Origin of the sequence: Kribbella flavida DSM 17836 (assembly GCF_000024345.1) — a bacterium.
Taxonomy (GTDB): domain Bacteria; phylum Actinomycetota; class Actinomycetes; order Propionibacteriales; family Kribbellaceae; genus Kribbella; species Kribbella flavida.
In genome coordinates this window covers 6,388,840-6,408,817 of sequence record NC_013729.1, presented here as the reverse complement: position 1 = coordinate 6,408,817, position 19,978 = coordinate 6,388,840, and the positions used below count along the sequence as shown (strand labels likewise).

The 19,978-nt window shown below is 71.6% G+C and carries 21 protein-coding genes; 6 read left to right on the top strand and 15 right to left on the bottom strand.

Features of this window, described 5'->3' with window-relative positions:
- Nucleotides 1-66 precede the first annotated feature (66 nt).
- Both KFLA_RS29610 and KFLA_RS29605 read left to right on the top strand, forming a co-directional pair.
- The gene (locus KFLA_RS29610) at nt 67-867 is read left to right on the top strand and encodes a peptidyl-tRNA hydrolase (RefSeq protein ID WP_237706630.1); all 801 of its coding nucleotides are present in this window, start codon (nt 67-69) and stop codon (nt 865-867) included.
- 185 nt (nt 868-1,052) lie between these two features.
- Complete coding sequence (locus KFLA_RS29605) at nt 1,053-1,868, top strand: endonuclease/exonuclease/phosphatase family protein (protein WP_012923522.1); 816 nt, start codon at nt 1,053-1,055, stop codon at nt 1,866-1,868.
- Between the two features lie 163 nt (nt 1,869-2,031).
- Here KFLA_RS29605 and KFLA_RS29600 read toward each other — a convergent pair whose 3' ends face one another.
- From KFLA_RS29600 to KFLA_RS29565, 8 genes are all read right to left on the bottom strand, one after another.
- Nucleotides 2,032-2,637: a dihydrofolate reductase family protein gene (locus KFLA_RS29600; protein WP_012923521.1), complete on the bottom strand. Its 606-nt coding sequence runs from the start codon at nt 2,635-2,637 to the stop codon at nt 2,032-2,034.
- Nucleotides 2,634-3,113, bottom strand: a complete 480-nt coding sequence (locus tag KFLA_RS29595) for an SRPBCC family protein (RefSeq protein WP_012923520.1) — start codon at nt 3,111-3,113, stop codon at nt 2,634-2,636. The genes KFLA_RS29600 and KFLA_RS29595 overlap by 4 nt, the downstream gene beginning before the upstream one ends.
- The gene (locus tag KFLA_RS29590) at nt 3,110-3,448 is read right to left on the bottom strand and encodes an ArsR/SmtB family transcription factor (RefSeq protein WP_012923519.1); all 339 of its coding nucleotides are present in this window, start codon (nt 3,446-3,448) and stop codon (nt 3,110-3,112) included. Before KFLA_RS29590 ends, KFLA_RS29595 begins: the two co-directional genes overlap by 4 nt.
- Nucleotides 3,449-3,565: 117 nt before the next feature.
- Nucleotides 3,566-4,876, bottom strand: a complete 1,311-nt coding sequence (locus KFLA_RS29585) for an amidohydrolase family protein (protein WP_083792929.1) — start codon at nt 4,874-4,876, stop codon at nt 3,566-3,568.
- A gap of 72 nt (nt 4,877-4,948) precedes the next feature.
- Nucleotides 4,949-6,466, bottom strand: a complete 1,518-nt coding sequence (locus KFLA_RS29580; protein ID WP_012923517.1) for a multicopper oxidase family protein — start codon at nt 6,464-6,466, stop codon at nt 4,949-4,951.
- Nucleotides 6,463-6,903, bottom strand: coding sequence for a hypothetical protein (locus KFLA_RS29575; protein WP_012923516.1), 441 nt, complete (start codon nt 6,901-6,903; stop codon nt 6,463-6,465). Before KFLA_RS29575 ends, KFLA_RS29580 begins: the two co-directional genes overlap by 4 nt.
- Entirely contained in the window at nt 6,900-7,271 is a 372-nt protein-coding gene (locus KFLA_RS29570) for a hypothetical protein (RefSeq protein ID WP_012923515.1), read from the bottom strand. The genes KFLA_RS29575 and KFLA_RS29570 overlap by 4 nt, the downstream gene beginning before the upstream one ends.
- An 83-nt stretch (nt 7,272-7,354) precedes the next feature.
- On the bottom strand, nt 7,355-7,924 hold the full coding sequence (locus KFLA_RS29565; RefSeq protein WP_012923514.1) for a TetR/AcrR family transcriptional regulator: 570 nt from the start codon (nt 7,922-7,924) through the stop codon (nt 7,355-7,357).
- A 93-nt stretch (nt 7,925-8,017) separates the two neighbouring features.
- On the opposite strand from KFLA_RS29565, the gene KFLA_RS29560 reads away from it, so the two are divergent.
- Nucleotides 8,018-9,010, top strand: coding sequence for an aldo/keto reductase (locus tag KFLA_RS29560; protein ID WP_012923513.1), 993 nt, complete (start codon nt 8,018-8,020; stop codon nt 9,008-9,010).
- A gap of 67 nt (nt 9,011-9,077) precedes the next feature.
- Here the strand turns inward: KFLA_RS29560 and KFLA_RS29555 are convergent, their stop codons facing one another.
- From KFLA_RS29555 to KFLA_RS29545, 3 genes are all read right to left on the bottom strand, one after another.
- Nucleotides 9,078-9,422, bottom strand: a complete 345-nt coding sequence (locus KFLA_RS29555; RefSeq protein ID WP_012923512.1) for a hypothetical protein — start codon at nt 9,420-9,422, stop codon at nt 9,078-9,080.
- 371 nt (nt 9,423-9,793) lie between these two features.
- Complete coding sequence (locus KFLA_RS29550) at nt 9,794-10,012, bottom strand: hypothetical protein (protein WP_012923511.1); 219 nt, start codon at nt 10,010-10,012, stop codon at nt 9,794-9,796.
- A 76-nt stretch (nt 10,013-10,088) separates the two neighbouring features.
- A complete protein-coding gene (locus KFLA_RS29545) occupies nt 10,089-11,129 on the bottom strand; it encodes a LacI family DNA-binding transcriptional regulator (RefSeq protein ID WP_012923510.1) in 1,041 nt (346 codons plus the stop codon).
- A gap of 123 nt (nt 11,130-11,252) precedes the next feature.
- On the opposite strand from KFLA_RS29545, the gene KFLA_RS29540 reads away from it, so the two are divergent.
- Nucleotides 11,253-12,026, top strand: a complete 774-nt coding sequence (locus KFLA_RS29540; RefSeq protein ID WP_012923509.1) for a copper homeostasis protein CutC — start codon at nt 11,253-11,255, stop codon at nt 12,024-12,026.
- Nucleotides 12,023-12,280 carry a DUF4031 domain-containing protein gene (locus KFLA_RS29535; RefSeq protein ID WP_012923508.1) on the top strand — a complete coding sequence of 86 codons (258 nt, stop codon included), beginning with the start codon at nt 12,023-12,025 and terminating at the stop codon, nt 12,278-12,280. The genes KFLA_RS29540 and KFLA_RS29535 overlap by 4 nt, the downstream gene beginning before the upstream one ends.
- A 42-nt stretch (nt 12,281-12,322) precedes the next feature.
- Here the strand turns inward: KFLA_RS29535 and tuf are convergent, their stop codons facing one another.
- Complete coding sequence (gene tuf, locus KFLA_RS29530) at nt 12,323-13,510, bottom strand: elongation factor Tu (protein WP_012923507.1); 1,188 nt, start codon at nt 13,508-13,510, stop codon at nt 12,323-12,325.
- Nucleotides 13,511-13,832: 322 nt separating this feature from the next.
- The gene (locus KFLA_RS29525) at nt 13,833-16,211 is read right to left on the bottom strand and encodes a PQQ-binding-like beta-propeller repeat protein (RefSeq protein ID WP_041290634.1); all 2,379 of its coding nucleotides are present in this window, start codon (nt 16,209-16,211) and stop codon (nt 13,833-13,835) included.
- Between the two features lie 159 nt (nt 16,212-16,370).
- Here KFLA_RS29525 and KFLA_RS29520 point away from each other — a divergent pair, with 159 nt between their 5' ends.
- Entirely contained in the window at nt 16,371-17,249 is an 879-nt protein-coding gene (locus KFLA_RS29520; protein ID WP_012923505.1) for a Gfo/Idh/MocA family protein, read from the top strand.
- Nucleotides 17,250-17,304: 55 nt separating this feature from the next.
- Here KFLA_RS29520 and KFLA_RS29515 read toward each other — a convergent pair whose 3' ends face one another.
- Entirely contained in the window at nt 17,305-19,566 is a 2,262-nt protein-coding gene (locus tag KFLA_RS29515; protein ID WP_237706629.1) for an outer membrane protein assembly factor BamB family protein, read from the bottom strand.
- A 31-nt stretch (nt 19,567-19,597) separates the two neighbouring features.
- Complete coding sequence (locus KFLA_RS29510) at nt 19,598-19,912, bottom strand: ArsR/SmtB family transcription factor (protein WP_012923503.1); 315 nt, start codon at nt 19,910-19,912, stop codon at nt 19,598-19,600.
- Between the last annotated feature and the right edge of the window lie 66 nt (nt 19,913-19,978).

Below are 19,978 nucleotides of genomic sequence, written 5' to 3'. Positions count from 1 at the left end.
GACGGCACTCCTGGTCGGGGCGGGTGTCCGCTGAGCGTTCGCTGGATGCCTGGCAGACTCGCTCGGGTGAGTGCTGAGGGTGACGACGAGTACGTGCTGACGCTGGTACTGCAGGTCGGCAAGACCGAGCGGCCGGGGCAGACGGACGCGCTGGAGACCGCGGCGCGGGCCGTGCTGGCGATCCTGGCCGACGAGCGGTCGGCCGGTACCGGTGAGTGGGCCGAGGCGATGCGGGCTTGGCAGGACGCCCGCATCCGCAAGGTCGTCCGCCGGGCCCGCGGCGCCGAGTGGCGCCGAGCCGCCGCGCTCCCTGGTATCACCGTCACCAGCCAACTGCCCACGGCTGCCGCAGCTGGTGACGCGCCTGCGGTCGACGTCGCGGGGGCGGGCCAAGCTGCAGAAGAAGGGCGGCAAGGACTTCACCCTGGCGAAGCGCCGGTGGGGACGGGAGCTGGGGCGGCAGTGCCTGCGGAGGTTCGGGTGTTTCCGCCGGTGCCTCTGGATGAGGTGCCCAAGGAGCTGGCGAAGTTGCAGGTGACGGGGACCGATCTGGAGGACGCCGAGGCGCCGGGGGAGCCGGCCGGCGGGGTGCCGGTGTTGTGGGTCAACCCGGGGCTGGAGATGTCGACCGGCAAGACGATGGCGCAGGTCGGCCATGCGGCGCACCTGGCCTGGATGGTGCTGCCGGAGGTCGCGCGCAAGACGTGGGTGGAGGACGGGTTCCGGCTGGCGGTGCGGACGGCGTCGGCCGCGCAGTGGAAGCAGTTGGTGCGCAGCGGGCTGCCCGTCGTCCAGGATGCGGGCTTCACCGAGGTCGAGCCCGGCAGCCGCACGGTCGTCGCGGACCATCCGGCCCTCCGCCGGTAGCCGTCCTCGCCGAGAACCGGCGGCTACCGGACCGGTCTTCCGCCGAGGACTGCCGCCGACCGGATACTCCCTGAGGCCGGCGGCGTTGCAGGAACCTGCAAGGCATTTCCTGCCGTCGTAGGGCGGTGGCGACACTCGCCGCACTGGCGCGCCGCCCGGGAGCGCCTCGACCGCCGGAGGTAGTCGTGAAGGTTCGAAGGATCGCGGCCGTGCTGGCGACCTGTCTGTTCGCCGCCCTGCTCACCCCGGAGGTGGCGGTCGCGGCGCCCGACGTACGGGTCGCCAGCTACAACGTGAAGGGCTGGCACCTGACCGAGGGAGCGGGGCAGATCGACGGCCGGGTCCGGATGCGGGAGTCGCTGACCCGGATCGAGGCGAAGCAGCTCGGCATCGTCGGCCTGCAGGAGCTGGAGAGCCCGCAGGCCGAGGTGATCCGCAACGACGGCGGCTGGGAGCTGTTCCGCGCCGACCCGAACACCCAGCTTGCCGGCAGCAACTACACCGGCAACGCGATCATGTGGAAGGACCAGGCCTGGAACAAGGTGGCCGCCTGGCAGCTGCACGCGACCGTCGGCAACCGCCGCACCCTGCACCTGCCGATCGTGCTGCTGCAGCACACCCTGAACGGCGAACGGGTGGTCGTGATGAGCGTGCACAACCCGGCCGGTCCGGAGAACGCGGAGTGGCGCGAGGCGATGCGCCGGATCGAGCGGGAGAAGATCCGTGACCTGAAGCAGCACTACCAGCACGTGCTGCTGGTCGGTGACATGAACGAGAACGAGGCGGCCGCCTGCTTCTTCACCACGAACGGCCTGATGAAGGCCGCCACCGGCTACCACCCGAACCCGAACGGTTCCTGCCCGACCGCCGGCTACCCCGGCGTCGACTGGATCTTCGGCGCCGGTGACATCGGCTTCGCCGGCTGGGAGGTCGACCGGACCTTCGAGGAACGCCGCTGGTCGGACCACCCGCTCGTCTCGGCGTACTACACCTACCGCTGAGGCCGCACCCGGTGACCGGCGACCTCGCGGGCCCGGGCGATCGCCTGCTCGACCCCGGAGACGAACGTGAACGGCGCGTCCGGGAACGTCCAGCCGGCCGGTGGCGTGTGGGTGACGACGAAGCCGTCCAGCGAGGCGACCGCCGACGCGATGACGCTGCCCGTCAGGAGTTCTTGCGGACGGCGTAGGTGAGGTGCTGTGCGTGCGGCGTCGAGATCGCGGACGTCAGCTCGAGGTCCACCCGCGGACCTGGGCCCGCGGGGTACAGCCGCGTGCCGTCGCCCAGGACCACGGGCGCGACGTGCAGCAGCAGCACGTCGGCCAGGCCGGCGGCGAGCACCGCGTGACAGATCTCGCCGCCGCCCATCACCACGACGTCCTTGTCCCCGGCGGCCTTGCGGGCCTGAGCGATCGCGTCGGTCAGTTCGGTGACGAACGTGAACCGGTCACCGAGCCGGGTGGTCGCCGGCGGCTCGTGGGTGACGACGAAGATCGGCGGCCGGCGCTCGCTGTCGCGGGTGGCGCCGTACCCCATCTCCTCGTTCCAGCCGTCGGGGGCGTCGATCACGTCGAACAACCGCCGGCCCTGGATCACCGCGCCGGACCGTTCGAAGCTCTGGTCGAGCACGGTCCGGTCCTGGTCGGTGCCCTCGAAGACCCAGCTGTGCAGGGCCTCGCCGTTGTCGCCGAGGCCGTTGCCCGGGCCGGCGTTCGGCCCGGTGACGTAGCCGTCCAGGGAGACGGAGATGTCGACGACGACCTGGCTCATCGGCCCGTCTCCTTCGCCACCAGGGCGGTCAGCTTCTCCATCGCGTCGTTGAGACCGCTCTCCATGCCGCTGGCAACCATGGTGTCGCGGGCCTGCACCGACCCGAACACCGACCAGGTCCGCAGCCGTACTCCGTTGTCGGTCGCGGTGTAGGTCGCCTTCTCCAGGCTGACCTCGCCGGGCAGCCCCTCGTACTCGAAGGTCTGGATCACCAGCGCGCCGGGCTCGACGGCGTGGAAGACGCCGCGGAAGGCGTACTCCGCGCCGGAGGGCTCGCGGTGGATGTAGCGGTAGCGGCCACCGGGCCGCGCGTCGTACTCGACGACCTCCATCTCCAGGCCGTTGGGGCCGAGCCACTGGGCGATCAGGTCCGGGTCGGTGGAGACCCGGAACAGCTGCTCCGGGGTGGCGTCGAAGTCGCGGATCACCTCGATGAACGGGGTGTTCGCGGGGGCGTTGATGATCGTGTCGCTCATTGGTCCTGCTCCTTCACGGTCTCGAGGACGGCGTCGATCCGGCGGAACCGGCGCTCGGTCTCCAGGCGGTACTGGTCGATCCAGCTGGTCAGCTGCTCCAGGGCGCTGGGGGCGAGGTGGCACGGCCGGCGCTGGCCGTCCCGGGTGCGGGTGATCAGCCCGGCGGCCTCCAGCACGGAGATGTGCCGTGACACCGCCTGCAGCGTGATCGGGAACGGCTCGGCGAGCTCGTTCACCGTGGCCGGACCGCGGGACAGCCGGGCGATCAGTGCCCGCCGGACCGGGTCGGCCAGGGCGAGAAATGCCCGGTCGAGTGCCTCGTCGTCGTACGCCATGTTTATCAACCAATTCCTTGATCAACTGATGTGTTGAATATAGGAGGGCGTGCACCGCGAAGTCAACCCCTGTGGTGGAGCCGGTCCGGCGTGGCCGATCGCCCGGCGAGCGGTGAGTCAGTCGACCGGCGTGCGGTCCACCGGGTGCCCGTTCTTCCAGATCGAGTGCAGGGCTCGGAGGGCGGTGATGTCCTGCGCCGGGTTGCCGTCGACGAGCAGCAGGTCGGCCCGGCGGCCGGGGGCGATGCGGCCGCGGTCGCCGAGGCGGAAGTGGTCGGCGGGTCCCGCGGTGGCCGCGGTCAGGGCGGCGGTGGGGGACAGGCCGGCCCGGACCAGATGTTCGAGCTCGGTGAACAGGCTGGGGCCGCTGACGTTGGCCCGCACCGGCGCGTCGGTCCCGGCCAGGATCGGTACGCCGGCGGCGTGGAGCCGGCCGACGGTGGCCGACGCGTTGCCCAGGTAGTCGGGGCGGCCGGGGCGTTCCGGCGGTTCCTGCTCGAGCAGATAGCGCTGTGTCCCGCTCAACCACTTGGTCACCCGCTGATCGGCGAGCAGCGACTTCGCTCCGGCGCCCCAGTCGACCACCGACAGCGTCGGTACGACGAAGGCCCCGCTGCTGCGGACCGCGCGGACGTCGCCGGCGGTCGCGACCGCGTCGTACGGGGCGTGCACGATGCCGTCGGCGCCGAACCGGACGGTGTCCACGAAGAGCCGGAGTTTCTCCACGTGCGCGACGGCGATCCGGCCGCGCCGGTGAGTCGCCGCGATGATCGCCCGGACCTGCGCCGCGGTGAGCGTCGGCAGCGGCCGCTCGGGTGGATTGCCCGGTTCGTAGACCAGCTTGACGAAGTCCGACCCCTCGGCCAGCCGATCGCGCACGTAGGCGTCCAGGTCGGTGCCGGGCTCGACCCGAGGGAACTCCCAGTCGGTGCCGAGCGGGTGCCCGCCCGGCACGGTCACTCCGTTGCCGGCCGACCACAGGTCGCTGCACGTCGTCGGTCGCAAGGACCGCCGCCGTCGCCGGGACTCGATCAGCCCGGCGGGGCTGCCGAACATCTCCAGTTCGGTCGTCACGCCGAAGCGCAGCGCGTCGGTCCGGCTGCCGTCGAAGGTGTGCACATGGCTGTCGATCAGCCCGGGCAGCAGGGTGCGGCCGCGGCCGTCGTGCACGGCGACGCCGGACGGCACCGAAAACTTGCCAGTAGCAACGATTCGGCCGGCCAGCACCAGGATCGAGTGCCGCCCGGGCAGGACCCGTCGCCCGTCGAAGATCCGCACGTCGCGGATCGCCAGCGATCCGCCGGCACCGCGCCTGCCGGTTGCCGGTGGACCGGTCGGGCCGGTGGCCGCAGCAGCTGTCGACGGAAGTGCTGCCGCGACGGCGGCGGCCGGCAGCAGGCCGAGAACGTGACGCCGGGAAGGGCTCATGTCCACCGACGCTAGGTGACTGTCCCGTCGTTCGGATCCGACTTCGGTCGCGGGCGCCTCGACCGAAGTCGGTCAAACAGTTTCGAAGCCGGCCATCATCGCCATGTCCTCGTGCTCGAGGTTGTGGCAGTGGATCAGGTACTTGCCCCGGTGGGCGGTGAACCTGATGAGGACCTCGACCACCTCGGCGGGCCGGACGTCCACGGTGTCCTTCCAGCCCTGGTCGTACCGGCCCGGCCCGCCACCGCCGCGGCGGAGGACCTGGAACGGCGCCAGGTGGACGTGCACCGGGTGGTGCACGTCGGTGACGAACGACCAGATCTCGTCCTGGTCGAGCGGCACGGTCGCCTGCATCTCCTGCGGGTCGAACGGTTTGCCGTTGATCGTCCAGCCCTCGTGCCCGCCGGCCGACCCGCGCCGGAACCGCCACTGCCGCCGGACCGCCCCGGCCGGTTCGGTGCGCTCGGCGTACGTCGAGAGCTTCGCGGGGATCGCGCTGTCGTCGGCGGCCTTGCGGGCGACGACAAAACGCATCACCTCGCCGGCGCGGCCGGAGTCGAGCTTGTTGAGCAGGGTGATCTCGGTGCCGACCTCGTACTGCGAGAAGTCCACCACCAGGTCGAACCGCTCGGCCGGCGCGATCACCACGGTCTCGTGCTCGACGGGGGCGGCGAGCAGTCCGCCGTCGCTGCCGATCTGCACGAACTTGGCGGGACCGCGGTCCAGCGCGAGCTCGTAGCGGCGGGCGTTCGCCGCGTTCAGCACCCGGAAGCGGTAGCGCGCCGCATCCACTTCCAGCACCGGCCAGGGCGCGCCGTTGACCAGCAGGACGTCGCCGATGACGCCTTCCATGTACTTCGACTCGACACCCGGGCCGTCCTTGCGCGCCGGGTAGCGGAACGACCCGTCGGCCGCGAACGCGCGGTCCGCGAGCACCAGTGGGATCTCCCGCTCGCCCGCGGGCAGCGGCAGCGCGTCCTCCTCGTGGTCACGCACCAGGTGCAGCCCGAAGAGACCGCGGTACACCTGGGGAGCGGTGTAGTCCATCCGGTGGTCGTGGTACCACAGCGTTGCGGCGCGCTGGGTGTTCGGGAACGTGTAGCTCCGGCTGCCGGTCTTGACGTCGCCGCCGGTCATGCCGTGGTGCCCGGTGTGCTCCTGGTGGCCGCCGGGAGGCATCAGCAGGTCCAGTGGCCAGCCGTCGCTGCTGGCCGGAGTGTGGCCGCCATGCAGGTGGACGACGGTCGGTACGTCGAGTTGGTTGACGTGCTCGACCACGGTGGTCCGGCCGCTGCGCACATCGAAGGTGGGACCGGGCAGCAGGCCGTCGTACCCGAGGACCTCGGTCTTGAGGCCGGGCAGGATCTCCAGCGACGCCTTCCGCTGCACGACGCGGTAGTAGTCGGCCTTGGCGTCGCTGCGGACCGGGCGCTTCACCGGAGGGATCGGCAAGGGCACCTTGAAGGCGTCCGGCAACGGCACGTCGCTGGTGAGCAGCTCGGCGGTCTGGCCGGGGGACGGGTCGAGGCCGCAGCCGGCCAGCGTCGCGGCGCCGGCGACGCCCAGGAAGCCACGGCGGGACAACTTCATCGAACAACCTCCGGGTGACGGCCCCGGCGTGCGCCGGCGCGGAAGGACCAGACGGTCATCAGGACGACGGTGGTGACGATGGCCGTACCGAGCGGGACGTGGACGGTGAAGTTCTGCTGGTGGCCGAAGACCAGTTGGACGAAGTCGGCGAAGAACAGTGCGAGGGTGACCAGTGCGGGCCAGAGCCGGCCGCCGCCCGGTCGCCAGTAGAGGACCGCTGCGACGAACTGGAGCGCGGCGACCATCCACAGCGTCGACCCGATCGGGCTGTGCAGCGCGATCGCGTCCGACTCCCCGGACAGGAAGTAGCCGGCCAGGATCGGCTGGGCGATGACCAGCGCGGCGTGCCAGAGCAGGACGAGCCGCAGCAGCCACAGCGTGGCCCTCGGCCGCTTCGCCTCGGCCGGTCGCAGCGCCGGCTGCTCGATCGCCGTCACGCCGCCACCGCCGTACGCCGAGCACGGGCGGCCCAAGCGGCGAAGCTGACGCTGCCCGCCACGACGGCCATGCCGATCGGGAGGTGCAGGGCGAGCTCGCGGCCGAAGCCGGCGTGGATCATCAGCGCCTCGCCGGCCAGCACTGCCGCGCTGAGCACGACCGGCCAGCCCGGACCGGACGCGCGCCACCACAGAATCGCCAGGGTGAGCTGCGTGGCGCAGAGCCCGGCGGCGGTGAGGCCGACCGGTCCGTGCAGCCGGGCGGCAGCGGTGGAGCCGTTCAGGTAAATGCCGGCCAGTAGCGGCTGCAGGCAGACCGTGACGGCATGCAGCACGGCCACGGCACGGAGAACTCCCAGGACCCTCATGGGTCCCACATTAGTAGACTGACTACATGTAGCGCGACCAGGTAGGTCCCCGAGTCGGTCCCCAGCGAACTCTCAGGGGAGAGTTACGGGCTGAAGGCGCGCCGGACCGTCGCTGCGAGGGCCTGCCTGCGACGTTCGTGCACGGCGTCGTCGTCGGAACGGTCGGCGGCGTGGGTGATGCTCGCGGCCGCCCAGGTCGCCGACAGGGCGATGGCCATCGAGTGCACGTCGAGCGGCGACAGGTCGGCCACGATGTGCCCGCTGCGCTGGGCCGCCTCGATCGCGGCCAGCTTCTCCTTGTCGTGCCCCTGCCAGTCGGCGAACAGGTCGCCGGTCGGTGTGCGCTCCAGTCGGGCCCAGGTCGCCAGCCGGACGAGCTCCGGCTGCGCGACGTAGGCGTCGTACAGGCGGACGGCGTACCCGGGAAGGTCCTCGGGGGTGAGCGGTACCAGGTCGAGGTTCGCCGTCACGTGCTCGGCGAGCACGGCGTCGAACAACGCGTCCTTGTTGCCGTAGTACGCGTAGAGCTGGGCCTTGTTGGCCTTGGCGTTCGCGGCGATCCGGTCGACCCGGGCGCCGGCGATGCCGTAGCTGGCGAACTCGGTCGTCGCGGCGTCGAGAATGCGCCGCCTGGTTGCCTGACCGTCTCCCATGCGCTGATCTTACTCAAACAAACCAGTTGGTTGCATTTTCCGGCGGTGCTGGCTACGGTGTAGAAACTAACTGGTTTGTTCAAGGAGACTCACATGCAGCAGCGCACACTCGGCCGGCAGGGCCTGCACGTCTCGGCGCTCGGCCTCGGCACGATGGGCATGACGATGGCGTACGGCGCGGCCGACGCGGAGGGCGGGATCGCCACGATTCGGCGGGCGTACGAGCTCGGCATCACCTTCTTCGACACCGCCGAGCTCTACGGCAGCGGGACCGGCAGCAACGAGCAGCTGCTCGGCCGCGCGGTCGCCGGTTTCCGCGACGAGGTGGTGCTGGCGACCAAGTTCGGCTTCGACATGACGAAGAACCCGCTCGAGGGGGAGGCGCTGAACAGCCGGCCGGAGAACATCCGGCAGGTCGCCGAGAACAGCCTGCGCTACCTGGGCACCGACCACCTCGACGTGTTCTACCAGCACCGGGTCGACCCGGCGGTGCCGATCGAGGAGGTCGCGGGCGTGGTCGGCGAGCTGATCCAGGCCGGCAAGGTGCGGTACTTCGGATTGAGCGAGGCCGGGCCGGAGGCGATCCGCCGGGCGCACGCGGTGCAGCCGGTGTCGGTGCTGCAGACGGAGTACTCGCTGTTCGAGCGGGAGGTCGAGGACACCGTGCTGCCGGTCGTCCGGGAGCTCGGCATCGGGTTCGTGCCGTACTCGCCGCTGGGGCGGGGGTTCCTGACCGGCGACGTGCGGCCGGCGCACGAGTACCCGGAGGACGACATGCGCAGCTTCGACGACCGGTGGCAGGGCAAGAACTACGAGGCGAACCTGGCCGCGGTGCGGGAGCTGACGGCCTTCGCCGAGGGCAAGGGCATCACCGTGACGCAGCTGGCGCTCGCCTGGCTACTTGCTCAAGGCAACGACATCGTGCCGATCCCGGGAACGCGCAAGGTGCACCGGGTGGAGGAGAACGCGGGGGCGGTCGAGGTGCAGCTCGGGGCCGCCGACCTGGAGCGGATCCGGGAGATCCTGCCGCACGGTTCGTACGGCAGCCGGTACCTGGCCCAGCACATGCCGGAGTGGGCACGCTGAGCCCGACGGCTGCCCACCACTCGGGCGCCGATCCGGTGGCGCCGGACGTCGGAGCCGGCTCTGGAGGTCAGGTCAGCTGGCCGAGCCGGGAGACGGAGATGCCGGCGCGCTCGCAGACCCAGTGCGGGTCGGGACCCAGCTCGGGCTCGATGCGCAGCTCGTGGGTGCTGAGGTCGTCGCACGCGGTGCAGCGGGGCCAGCGGACGCCGGAGTCGGAGAGCCGGTCCTGCACGTCCTGAGCGACCAGGCCGGCGATGTGCTCGCCGCCGTCCGGCCACTGGTCGAGCCACCACTGACGCTCGGCGACCGCGTCCTCCAGCGCGGACACCATCGCGGCGTCGTCGAATCCCCGCGCGGCCAGGTCGTGAAGCACCAGCGCGCGGGCGGTCAGCAAGATCCCCGGCTCACTCATCGCCCTTCAGACTGCCAGACCCCACCGACAAACCCCACCCCGCGCCCACCCCACCCCACCTCCGCCGCCGCACGGGGCGGGGGATATCCCGCCAAGTTGTGGGTGCACCCGTCCGAATACGGGGGGAGAACCGACAACTTGCGGGGATATCCCCCGCGCCGCCGCCGTACGGGGGGATATCCCGCCAAGTTGTGGGTGCACCCGTCCGAATACGGGGGGAGAACCCACAACCTGCGGGGATATCCCCCGCGCCGCCGCCGTACGGGGGGATATCCCGCCAAGTTGTGGGTGCACCCGTCCGAATGCGGGGGGAGAACCGACAACTTGCGGGGATATCCCTGGAGGAGGTGGGGATGGGGTGGGGGTGGGGGTCACCGGGTGGCGGGTTCGCAGCGGGGGTCGAGGCGGTTGGCGAGGCGGAGCTCGTACGCGGCGGCGGCGCGGAGTACGCCGCTGAGGCCGGCGCGCAGGGGGCGCGGCCGGCGCGGCGGGCGCTCGTCGTACGGCTGCTGGGGCGCGTCCGGGAGGGCCGACTGGGCCAGGGCGCGCGCGTTCTCCACGGCGGTGTTGCCGGCGATGAAGTACGTCATGGTTCTGCTCCCTTCGGAGAGCGTGGAGTAGCGTCCGGCGACCGGTCGGCCGTCGGCAGTTCGGGGGTGGTGCGGTTCAGTTACGTGGTGCGGGACCGCTGCTGGCGCGGACGACCAGCTCGGTCGGCAGCAGAATCTGCCGGTCCTGCACAGCCGGGTCGAGCAGCACCCGCCCGACCGTCCGGCCCTTGTCCTTGATCGGCTGCCGGATCGTCGTCAGCCCGGCGGTCTCGGCCTGCGGGATGTCGTCGAAGCCGGCCACGGTCAGGTCGCGCCCGGGCACCAGTCCGCGGGTCCGCATCGCCTCCATCGCGCCCAGCGCCTGGACGTCGCTGAGGCCGACGATCGCGGTCGGCCGGTCCTGGGAGTCGAGCACCCACTCGGCCCCGATCAGGCCGGAGCTGAACGCGTTGTGCCCGCCGGAGACCAGCCGGATCCGGGCGTCCGGCATCTCCTTCTGCAGGCCACGGATCCGCAGCTCGCAGTCGGTGTAGCCGACCTCGTCCAGCGTCATCTCGACCGCCCGGCGGCCGGCCGCCTCGGCGTTGTCGACCAGGACCACGATGTCGCGGTGACCGAGCCGTGCCAGGTGCTTGCCCAGCTTGGCGGCCGCCTCGACCTCGTCGATCGCGACCCAGGACAGGTCCGGGTGGTCGCCGCGGTCGGTCGACACCATCGGGACGCCGCGGGCCCGCAGCGTGTCCAGCGCGGGGTGCCCGCCGGCCACGCAGAAGATCGCGGCCGCGTCGATCGCCGCCTGCTGGACCGCGTTGGCGCCGCCCTGGATGTCGGACGAGCTGAGCGGCATCAGCAGCAGGCTGGTGGTGAACTCCTCGGCGACCTCGGCGAGGCCGGCGAGAAAGCCCACGGCGTACGGGTCGGAGAAGGCGTAGGCCAGCTTGTCGGTGAACAGCACGCCGACGGCGCCGGCCTTGCCGCTGCGCAGGGCCCGCGCCGACGCGTCGGGCCCGGCGTACCCGAGCTCCTGGGCAGTCGCCAGGATGCGCTCACGCAGGGCGGCCGACAGTTGGTCGGGCTTGTTGTAGGCGTTCGAGACGGTCGACGGCGATACTCCGACGGCCTGGGCGACGGTCTTCAGCGTGACTCCCGGCGACATCTCTGGCACCCTTCCGGACAGGTTTCTGTATCGTTCTTCTAAATCGATCTAGAAAAACGATACAGAAGATCGCCGGGCAGTGCAACCGGCTTTCCGGACGGGCTGTGCTGGATGATGGTGCCCATGGGGTCGTTGCTCGAGGTGATCGCGCTGCATCCGGCGGATGCGGAAGCGGCTCAGGAGGGTGGGGCGGACCGGCTGGAGCTGTGCGCGTCGATGGAAGCGGACGGGCTGAGCCCGTCGGTGTCCACGGTCAGCGCCGTCCGCCGCGTCACGGACCTGCCGCTGCGGGTGATGCTGCGGCTGACCGGCACGTTCGCGGTCGACGGCGCTGAGCTGAACCGGCTGACCGCCGCCGCGCAGTCCTACCTGAGTGCTGGGGCGGACGGGTTCGTGCTGGGGTTCCTGACGCCGGACAACGAGGTCGACACCGAGTCCGTGGCCGCGCTGGTCAGCACCTTCGCCGGGACGCCGTGGACGTTCCACCGCGCGATCGACGCGGTGCTGGAGCAACGGCCGGCCTGGCGGGCACTGCGGACGCTGCCCGGGCTGGACACCGTGCTGACCGCGGGCTCGGCGCTCGGCGTCCAGCACGGGCTGGACGACCTGACTCGGATGGCGAAGGAGGACCCGGCGGTGGCCAAGGTGATGATGGCCGGCGGCTCGCTGCGGCCCGAGCACGTGCCGTGGCTGTACGGCAGCGGCGTGCGCAAGTTCCACGTCGGCTCGTCGGTGCGGCAGGACGGCTCGTGGACCAAGGCCTACGTGAACTCGCGCTTCGTCCGCGCCTGGCGCAACCTGCTCGACGCCCAGGACAGCAAGGCCCAGGAGAGCAGGAGTCAGGCCGGCACGACGCAGGACGGCGAGCCCGCGACGACCAAGGAGCCCACGGCGTGATCCTGATCGACCCCCCGGTCTGGCCGGGCTGGGACCGGGTCTGGTCGCACCTGGTCAGCGACGAGTCGTACGACGAGCTGCACGCCTTCGCCCGCAAGGTCGGCATTCCCGCCCGCGGCTTCGACCGCGACCACTACGACGTACCGTCCGACCTGTACGACGAGATGGTCGCCGCCGGCGCGGTCCCGGTGCCGAGCCGGGTGCTGGTCCGCCGGCTGATCGACTCCGGCCTGCGGCACCGCAAGGGAACGTGAAAGGTGCCCCGGGCAACAGCCCGGGGCACCCCTGGCACCTCTTCAGTCGAGCAGCTCGGTCACCGTGCCGGCGGCGACGGTGTGACCGCCCTCGCGGACGGCGAAGCCGAGGCCGACGTTCAGCGCGACCGGCTTCTCCAGCTCCACGCCGAGCTCGATCGTGTCACCGGGCATCACCAGGCTGATCTCGCCCAGGTCGATACCGCCCGACACGTCCGTGGTCCGGATGTAGAACTGCGGCCGGTAGTCCGCGGCGAACGGCGTGTGCCGGCCGCCCTCCGCGGTGGACAGCGCGTGCAGCGTCGCCCGGAACTTCCGGTGCGGCGTCACACTGCCCGGCAGCGCGACGACCTGGCCGCGCCGGACCTCCTCGCGCTTGATGCCGCGCAGCAGGATCGCCGCGTTGTCACCGGCCTCGGCGGACGCCAGCGACTTGCCGAACGTCTCCATCCCGATCGCCGTACTGGTGACGGTCGGGCCGAGACCGACGACCTCGACCGGCTCGCCGAGCCGCAGCGAGCCGCGCTCGACCGCACCGGTGACGACGGTGCCGCGGCCGCTGATGGTGAGCACGTTCTCGATCGGCATCAGGAACGGCTCGCCCAGCTCACGGTCCGGCGTCGGCACGTAGCTGTCGACGGCGTCCAGCAGCTCGCCCACCGAGGCGGTCCACCGCGGGTCGCCCTCCAGCGCCCGCAGCCCGGAGACGCGCACCACCGGGACCTCGTCGCCCGGGAACCCGTACTCCGACAGCAGTTCCCGGACCTCCAGCTCGACCAGGTCGAGCAGTTCGGGGTCGTCGACGGCGTCCGCCTTGTTCAGCGCGACCACCAGGTACGGCACGCCGACGCGTCGCGCGAGCAGGACGTGCTCGCGGGTCTGCGGCATGGCGCCGTCCTGCGCCGACACGACCAGGATCGCGGCGTCCACCTGGGCGGCACCGGTGATCATGTTCTTGACGTAGTCGGCGTGACCCGGCATGTCCACGTGGGCGTAGTGCCGGGTGGCGGTCTCGTACTCGACGTGCGCGATGTTGATGGTGATGCCGCGCTGGACCTCCTCCGGCGCGCGGTCGATGCCGTCGAACGCGACGAACGCGTTGACGTCCGGGTCGCGCTCGGCGAGCACCTTGGTGATCGCGGCCGTCAGCGTGGTCTTGCCGTGGTCCACGTGTCCCATCGTGCCGATGTTGAGGTGCGGCTTGGTCCGTACGAACTGGCTCTTGGCCATGAGGTGTTTTCCTTTGCTGGTCAATGGATTCGACGAAGCCAGGACCCACGGCCCTGTCCGTCCACGCACAGCGAGCACTGCGGTGGAGGGGGCCGGTTGCCGTGCCACCCTCCTCCGCGGGTCCTGCTTCAGCAGGAGGAGGGTCGGCTTCGCGCGCCGGTGAACAGCGTTGAATCCGCTGACATCCACGCGGCAGCGCCCGTCAGGCCCAGGGCCGACAGGTACGCAGCAGAATCCGCGCGGAACATGATCATCACGGTAGGCAGCAACGCTGCCGGGGGCAACGGAATTCCCGGCCGGCGGCCGGCGCCGGGGTGGGTGGTCAGTTGAGGGCGAACAGGCGGGTGCCGTCGCTGAACACCGGGCGGCCGCCCGCGACGGTGACGGCCGGCTTGTTGCAGGTGACCTGGTCCCGGCCCGAGGACTTGGCGTCGGCGCCGGTGACGATCGGCCGGGGCTGGACGCCGGTGGTGCCGATCATCACCGGCGAGCAGACCCCGGTGGCCTGCGGCATCAGCGTGACCACGCGGCCGTCCGGCAGCAGGCCGAAGCCGTCCCGTGGGAACTCGGGCTGCTGCAGCTTCGGCGGGATCTGGACGAGGTGGTGCCACTGCGGAGTGCCGTCGGCGGGGCTCACGGCAGACACGTCGTACGTCTGGGGCTCGCCGGGCTCGGTGCTCGTCCGGCAGGTGACCAGCACGATCGACGTGTGGGTCGCGGCGAGCTGGGCGTCGCAGGAGGACGTGCCGAGCCGGGGGCGCGGCGTACCGGGGACGGGGGCGGTCCAGAGCATGCGGCCCTCGCCGACGTCGACCGACCACTGGTGCAGGGTGCCGCCGGCGTCGCCGGTCCACACCAGGCCGGAGACCTCACGCGTCTCCGGGACCGCGACCAGGTCACCGATCCAGGTGGCCGGCTCCAGCTCGGCGCTGAGCTCGAACCGGATACCCAGGTCGACCTCCCAGCGCTGCTCGCCGCTCTTCAGGTCCAGTCCGCGGACTTCGGCGCCGTTGCCGCCGCAGGCGTCCACCACCACGGCCTGGTCGCCGAGCAGTACGCCCTGGGTCACCGCGCAGCGCTGGCTGCTGCGCCAGTGAGTCGGGCTGCTCACGCCGTGCGCGACGACGTGCTTGCCCTCGGCGACGAGCAGCTGGTTGGCGTCGACCGCCAGGGCCGTGCCGTCGGTGTGGACCTCGGTGAGCACCTTGCCGCTCTCGGCGTCGAGTACGGCGTACGTGGGCAGTTCGATGCCGCTCGGGGCGCGGTTGCCGCCGTACGGGAGGTGTGCGGCGAGCGTCCGCCCGTCGCTGGAGACCAGGAGGCCCCGGGAACCGCTGGCGGCGGCGTCGTCGACGTCGGCGCGGGAGTAGCGCCAGCGGATCTGGCCGGTTGTCGCGTCGGACGTCACCACGCCGTCCGGGCGCAGCTCCGCGACGCCACCGACGGTCCCGGCGATCGCACCGGTGGCCGGCACCTCACGACTCCACGCCAGCTCGCCGTCCAGCTGCACGGGCATCACACCGGGCGGCATGGTCGCGGTGGTGCTCACGGTGTTGGCGGTCTCCAGCCGGGCCTGCACGAACGGCTCACCGGCCGACACCACGATCCAGGCGAGCAGGGCAGCGCAGACCACGGTCAAGCCGACGCCCAGGGCGCGCGGTGGGGATACAGCGTACGGCGGGGCTCTGCGAAGGCGTCGGGCCAGTCCCAGCAGGGCTCCGGCGAGCAGTAGCGCCACCGAGGCGAGCATCAGGTACGGCCAGCGTTCGCTCAGCGCGGCACCGGGCTGAGCCGCGGGCCAGCGCCACCAGCACAGCCCGACGGAGATCGCCCCGATTCCGGCGAACGCGATCGCCGGGATCGTGATGAGCCGCGGCTGAGCGCGCCGAAACCAGGCATAGACCAGGCCGGCCCCCACCGCCGTACCGGCGATCGGGGTCCAGACCGGAAAGCCGTTGACCTCGTCCGGCCGCGCGGGCCACTGCGCGGCGGCACCGAGCCCACGCCCGAGCAGGACCGACGCAGCGATCACCGCTCCGAGCGCGGCGCCCAGGTAGATCATCGGGATCAGTCCGGAGACCGGCCGGGCCGCCTTCGGGGCCCAGCGGGACAGCTCGCGCTCCAGGTTCGCGTGGGCGGCTTTCTCCCACCGCTCGCGGGCCCGGCTGGTCGTGTAGAGCGGGGTCTCGGCCAGCCGCTGCAGGAAAGCCATCCGGCCGCGGGCGAAGTCGCGGTCGGCGATGTGCGCGTACTCCTCGCGGATGCCGACGGTGTACTCGTCGTACCGGTCGGCGTCCAGGCTGAGGATGCGCAGGTCGGCGTCGCACAGCACGGCGCCGTTCGGGTCGTCCGGTGCGCAGTCGTGCCGGGCGGTCAGCCGGATCAGCCGGCCGATCTCGGCGACCCGCTCCGCCTCCACGCCGTACGCCGCTAGCTCCAGCTCGGCCAGTTGCGCCGAGACCTCCTCGTTCTCGCCCGGGTCGGCCTGCGGGTCGTAGATCGCGTCGTGGAACCAGGCGGCCAGCCGGACCGTGTCGGCGTCGTCGGCCAGGTCGGCCAGCTCGTCGATGGTGGTCAGCATCTCGGTCAGGTGCCGCTGGTCGTGATAGTGACGGTGTTGCTCTGCGTAACGGGCCAGCAGGTCGTCGCCCAGCGGCTGCGCGTGCGGCAGCAGGCGATTCCACTGGTCGCGCAGGTCCATGGTCACCGAGTCTGACACCCCGTCGCGGTCCGAACCGACCGATCCGGGGTTCCCGGCTAGGGTCGTGGCCAAAGCGATATCGGCTCGTCACCTGACCGGTGCGGGAGGGCGGGAGCCGTGCGAGCCCTGTCAGCGCGGTGGGGCGGGACGGAGGAGAGCATGCGGTTCGGTCTGGTCGGCACTGGTCCGTGGGCGCGGGCGACGCACGGACCGGGGCTTCGGGCGGCGCCCGGAATCGACCTGGTCGGCGTCTGGGGACGTGACCGGGACAAGGCGACGGCGTTGGCCGGCGAGCTCGGGACCACCGGGTACGACGACTACGCGCAGTTACTCGAGGCGGTCGACGCCGTGGCTTTTGCGGTTCCGCCGCGGGTTCAGGCGACGATGGCCCTCGAAGCGGCCGCTGTAGGCAAACATCTCCTGCTGGACAAGCCGGTCGCCGACGCGGTCGAGGACGCTCGGGCGCTGGCCGCCGAGGCCGCGGCGGAGGGCATCGCGTCGGTGGTGTTCTTCACCGGGCGGTTCCAGCCGGAGCTGCGGACGTTCTTCGCCGAGGTGCGCGACCGGGGCGGGTGGAAGGGCGGCTGGAGCCGGATGCTCGCGTCGCTCGATGCCCCGGGCAACCCGTTCAACGAGTCGCCGTGGCGCCGGGAGCAGCGTGGGGCGCTCTGGGACGTCGGTCCGCACGCCCTGTCGAACCTGAGCGCCATGCTGGGGCCGATCGAGCAGCTGCGGGCGGTCGGTGGTGAGGGTGACCTGGTGCATCTGGTGGTGACGCACGAGTCGGGCGCGACGAGTACGGCGAGTGTGTCGCTGTTCGCGCCGCCGGAGGGCAGCAACTTCGAGACCGGCGTCTGGGGTGAGACCGGTACGGCGCTGCTGCCGGCAGGGGAGACGTCGGCGGTCGACGCCTTCCAGCTCGCTGCCACCGAGCTGGTTGCCGCGGCCGCGTCCGGGGAGTCCCACCCGGTTGACGTCGCCTTCGGCACCCGCATCGTGGAGCTCCTCGCCTCGGCGGAGGAGCAGCTCGAACGCTGACAGAGCCCTCACTTGCAGGTGAGGGGAAGGCGCAGGGCCGGGGCGGGCGGCTGGGTCAGCGGAGGGCGATGATGTTGGCGTTGCCGGAGGTGAGGACCAGGTTGCCGACGGCTCGCACGTCGCGGCTGCAGGAGATGCCTTCGGGGAGCCGGGCGCGGCGGAAGCCGGTGCGGCTGATGACGTTGGCCCAGCAGCCGTCGGCGGCTCGGGACAGGGAGACGACCCGGGCGTCCTCGGTGACGGCGACCCGGGCGCGCGGGCTCACCGGCGCCGTGGTCTGCCAAGCGGTACGGCCGGTGGTGGAGTCGATAGCGGTGACGACGGTCCTGCTGTTCTCCCGCGTGCCCGGACCTGGGCAGTCCACCACGACGACCAGGCGCCCGGCCGGGGTGAGCAGTGTGCGGCACGACCAGTCCGGTGGCACCGGCCAGCGCCACTTGATGTCCCCGGTCCGCGGCTCCACCGCGACCAGCGCGGCCGGCGCATCCCCCTCGTCGCTGGGCTCGGCCACCACCACGAGTCCGCCGACCACCACCGAGCGCCGGAACAGGTTGCTCGGCGACTTCGTCCACAGCTCCTTGCCGGTCTTCAGGTCCAGCCCGACCATGCCGTCCGGCTCGTCCCCGCAGCTGTGACCCAGGAAGCTGACCACGGCGTCCGCGGTGGCCACCGCGCTGATGTCGGTGCAGCGACCCGGCTCGTAGGACCACCGTTCGTGCCCGTCGGGGTCCACGCCGCGCAGCTTGTCCGAGCCCCGGCCGACCTCCTCGACCGTGAGCAACGGGTCGGCCTGCTGAATGCTGTGGTCCCGCGTCCGGCCGGGCCAGGCGGCTTCGCGCTGCCCGGTGTCGGCGTCGAGCAGCAGATAGCCGATGTCGGCGAACTCCGCCACCACGTAGCGCCCGTCGGCGGTCGCGGCGATGTTCGGCTTCTCGTCGGAGTCGGAGCGGCTGTAGCGCCAGCGCAGCTCGCCGGTTCCCGCGTCCAGCATCTCCACCACCCCGGTCTGCCGCGGCACTGCGATCCCGTACTGCGTGCTGACGGCTTCCTCGGCCCCGGCGACGGACAGGGCGCGGCTGATCCACGCGACCCGCCCGTCCAGCTCGGACCGTGGTGCCGGTCCGGCCGGTCGCGCCGTGCCTTCGACCCGCTCGTTGGAGTCGAGCACGTAGTTCCGGGCCAGCGGCTGCACGACCAGCAGCAGGGTCAGCGCGATCACACCGGGCACTGCGAGCCAGGCGAGCTGCTGACCGATGTTCCGGGGTGGGGTGAAGCGGGCGGCCCTTGTCCGGAGGGCGGAGGCGACCAGAGCTGCCGTGCCGGCCACCAGGAGGAGGAGCAGAGCGGAGATGAGCAGCGGGACTCTGAGGCCGACACCGACAGCAGGGTTCGTCGCCGGGACCTGTGCCCAGGCGATGAGCAGTCCGGTCGCGGCGACGGCGATCACCGTGCCCGACACGAGTTTGGCGCGCTGGCTCCCACTACGAGCGCTGCGGAACAGTATCGGCGCCGCCACGAACGACAGGATGGCCAGCCCGAGCGGTGTCCACCCCGACTCGTGCCCGACGACCGGCACCTGCCAGGACGCACCTGCTGCCGCGATGGCGACCACCACGGCCCCGATCGCGCCGAAGGTCGCACCAGCCGCCAGAGCCGCCTGCTGCCATCCCCGCCAAGGAGCCGGCAGCTCACTGTCGAGCCCGGACAGCTCCGCCTCGAGGTTGGACCGGGCGGCCGGGCCCATCCGCTGGCGGGCGAGCTGGGTCCGGAAGAGATGACCGTCGAGCAGGTTCCGGACCTCGTCGTACCGGCGGGTGGCCGCGGTGGTCCGCTCGCCCGCGTCCCGGCGTACTTCGGCGGTGTGGGCGGCGTAGCGGGCCGGTGCGGTGGCCAGGGTCGAGTTCACAGCGTCCAGCAGGACGTCACCGTTCGCGTCGCGGCGTGCGGGCGCGTAGGCGTCGGGTGGTGGCGCGGCCAGGTCACCGGTGAGGCGGATGAGTCGGGCGACCTCCGCGATCCGGATGGGGTCGACGCCGTAGCCGGGCAGGAGCTGCTCGGCCAGCCGGGCAGAGGCCTCGGCGTCCTCGGCCGGGTCACCACCGGGCTCGTGCACCGCGCGGTGGAACCAGGCTGCCAGCCGGACGGAGGTCGGGTCGGTGCTCAGCTGGAGCAGTGAGTCCAGCGCGGTGAGCACGGTGTCGAGGTACTGGTCGCGGTAGGCGCGGCGGTTGCGTCCGACGTACCGGGCGATCAGCTCGTCGGCCAGTGCCTCGGAGCCGGGGATCAGCTCGTTCCATCGCTCGCGCAGCGCCACCACCGCCACAGTCTGCCAGCTAGAGCATGTCTGCCTACTGCTCGGCTGCCAGCACTCCGTTGAGCAGGCCCGGGTACAGCGTGTCGAGGTCTTCGCGGCGGAGTCTGCTGATCCGGCGGGTGCCTTCGGTGTGCGTGGTCAGCACGCCGGCCTCGCGCAGGGTGCGCAGGTGGTGAGCACGGGTCGAGGCGGTCACCGGCAGGTCGATCTCGCCGCAGGCGATGCCCTCGGGCGTGTCCGCCAGGGCGCGCACGATCAACAGCCGGACCGGCTCGCCGAGGGCCTGCAGCACGGCGTCCACGCGGATCTCCGCGCGGTCCGGCTGCGGCAGCTGCTTGGGGGTGCTCACAGCGCAATGGTACGACGTCGATCGAACTTCGACAGCGATCGTAGTACGATCACTGTCGAACTAATC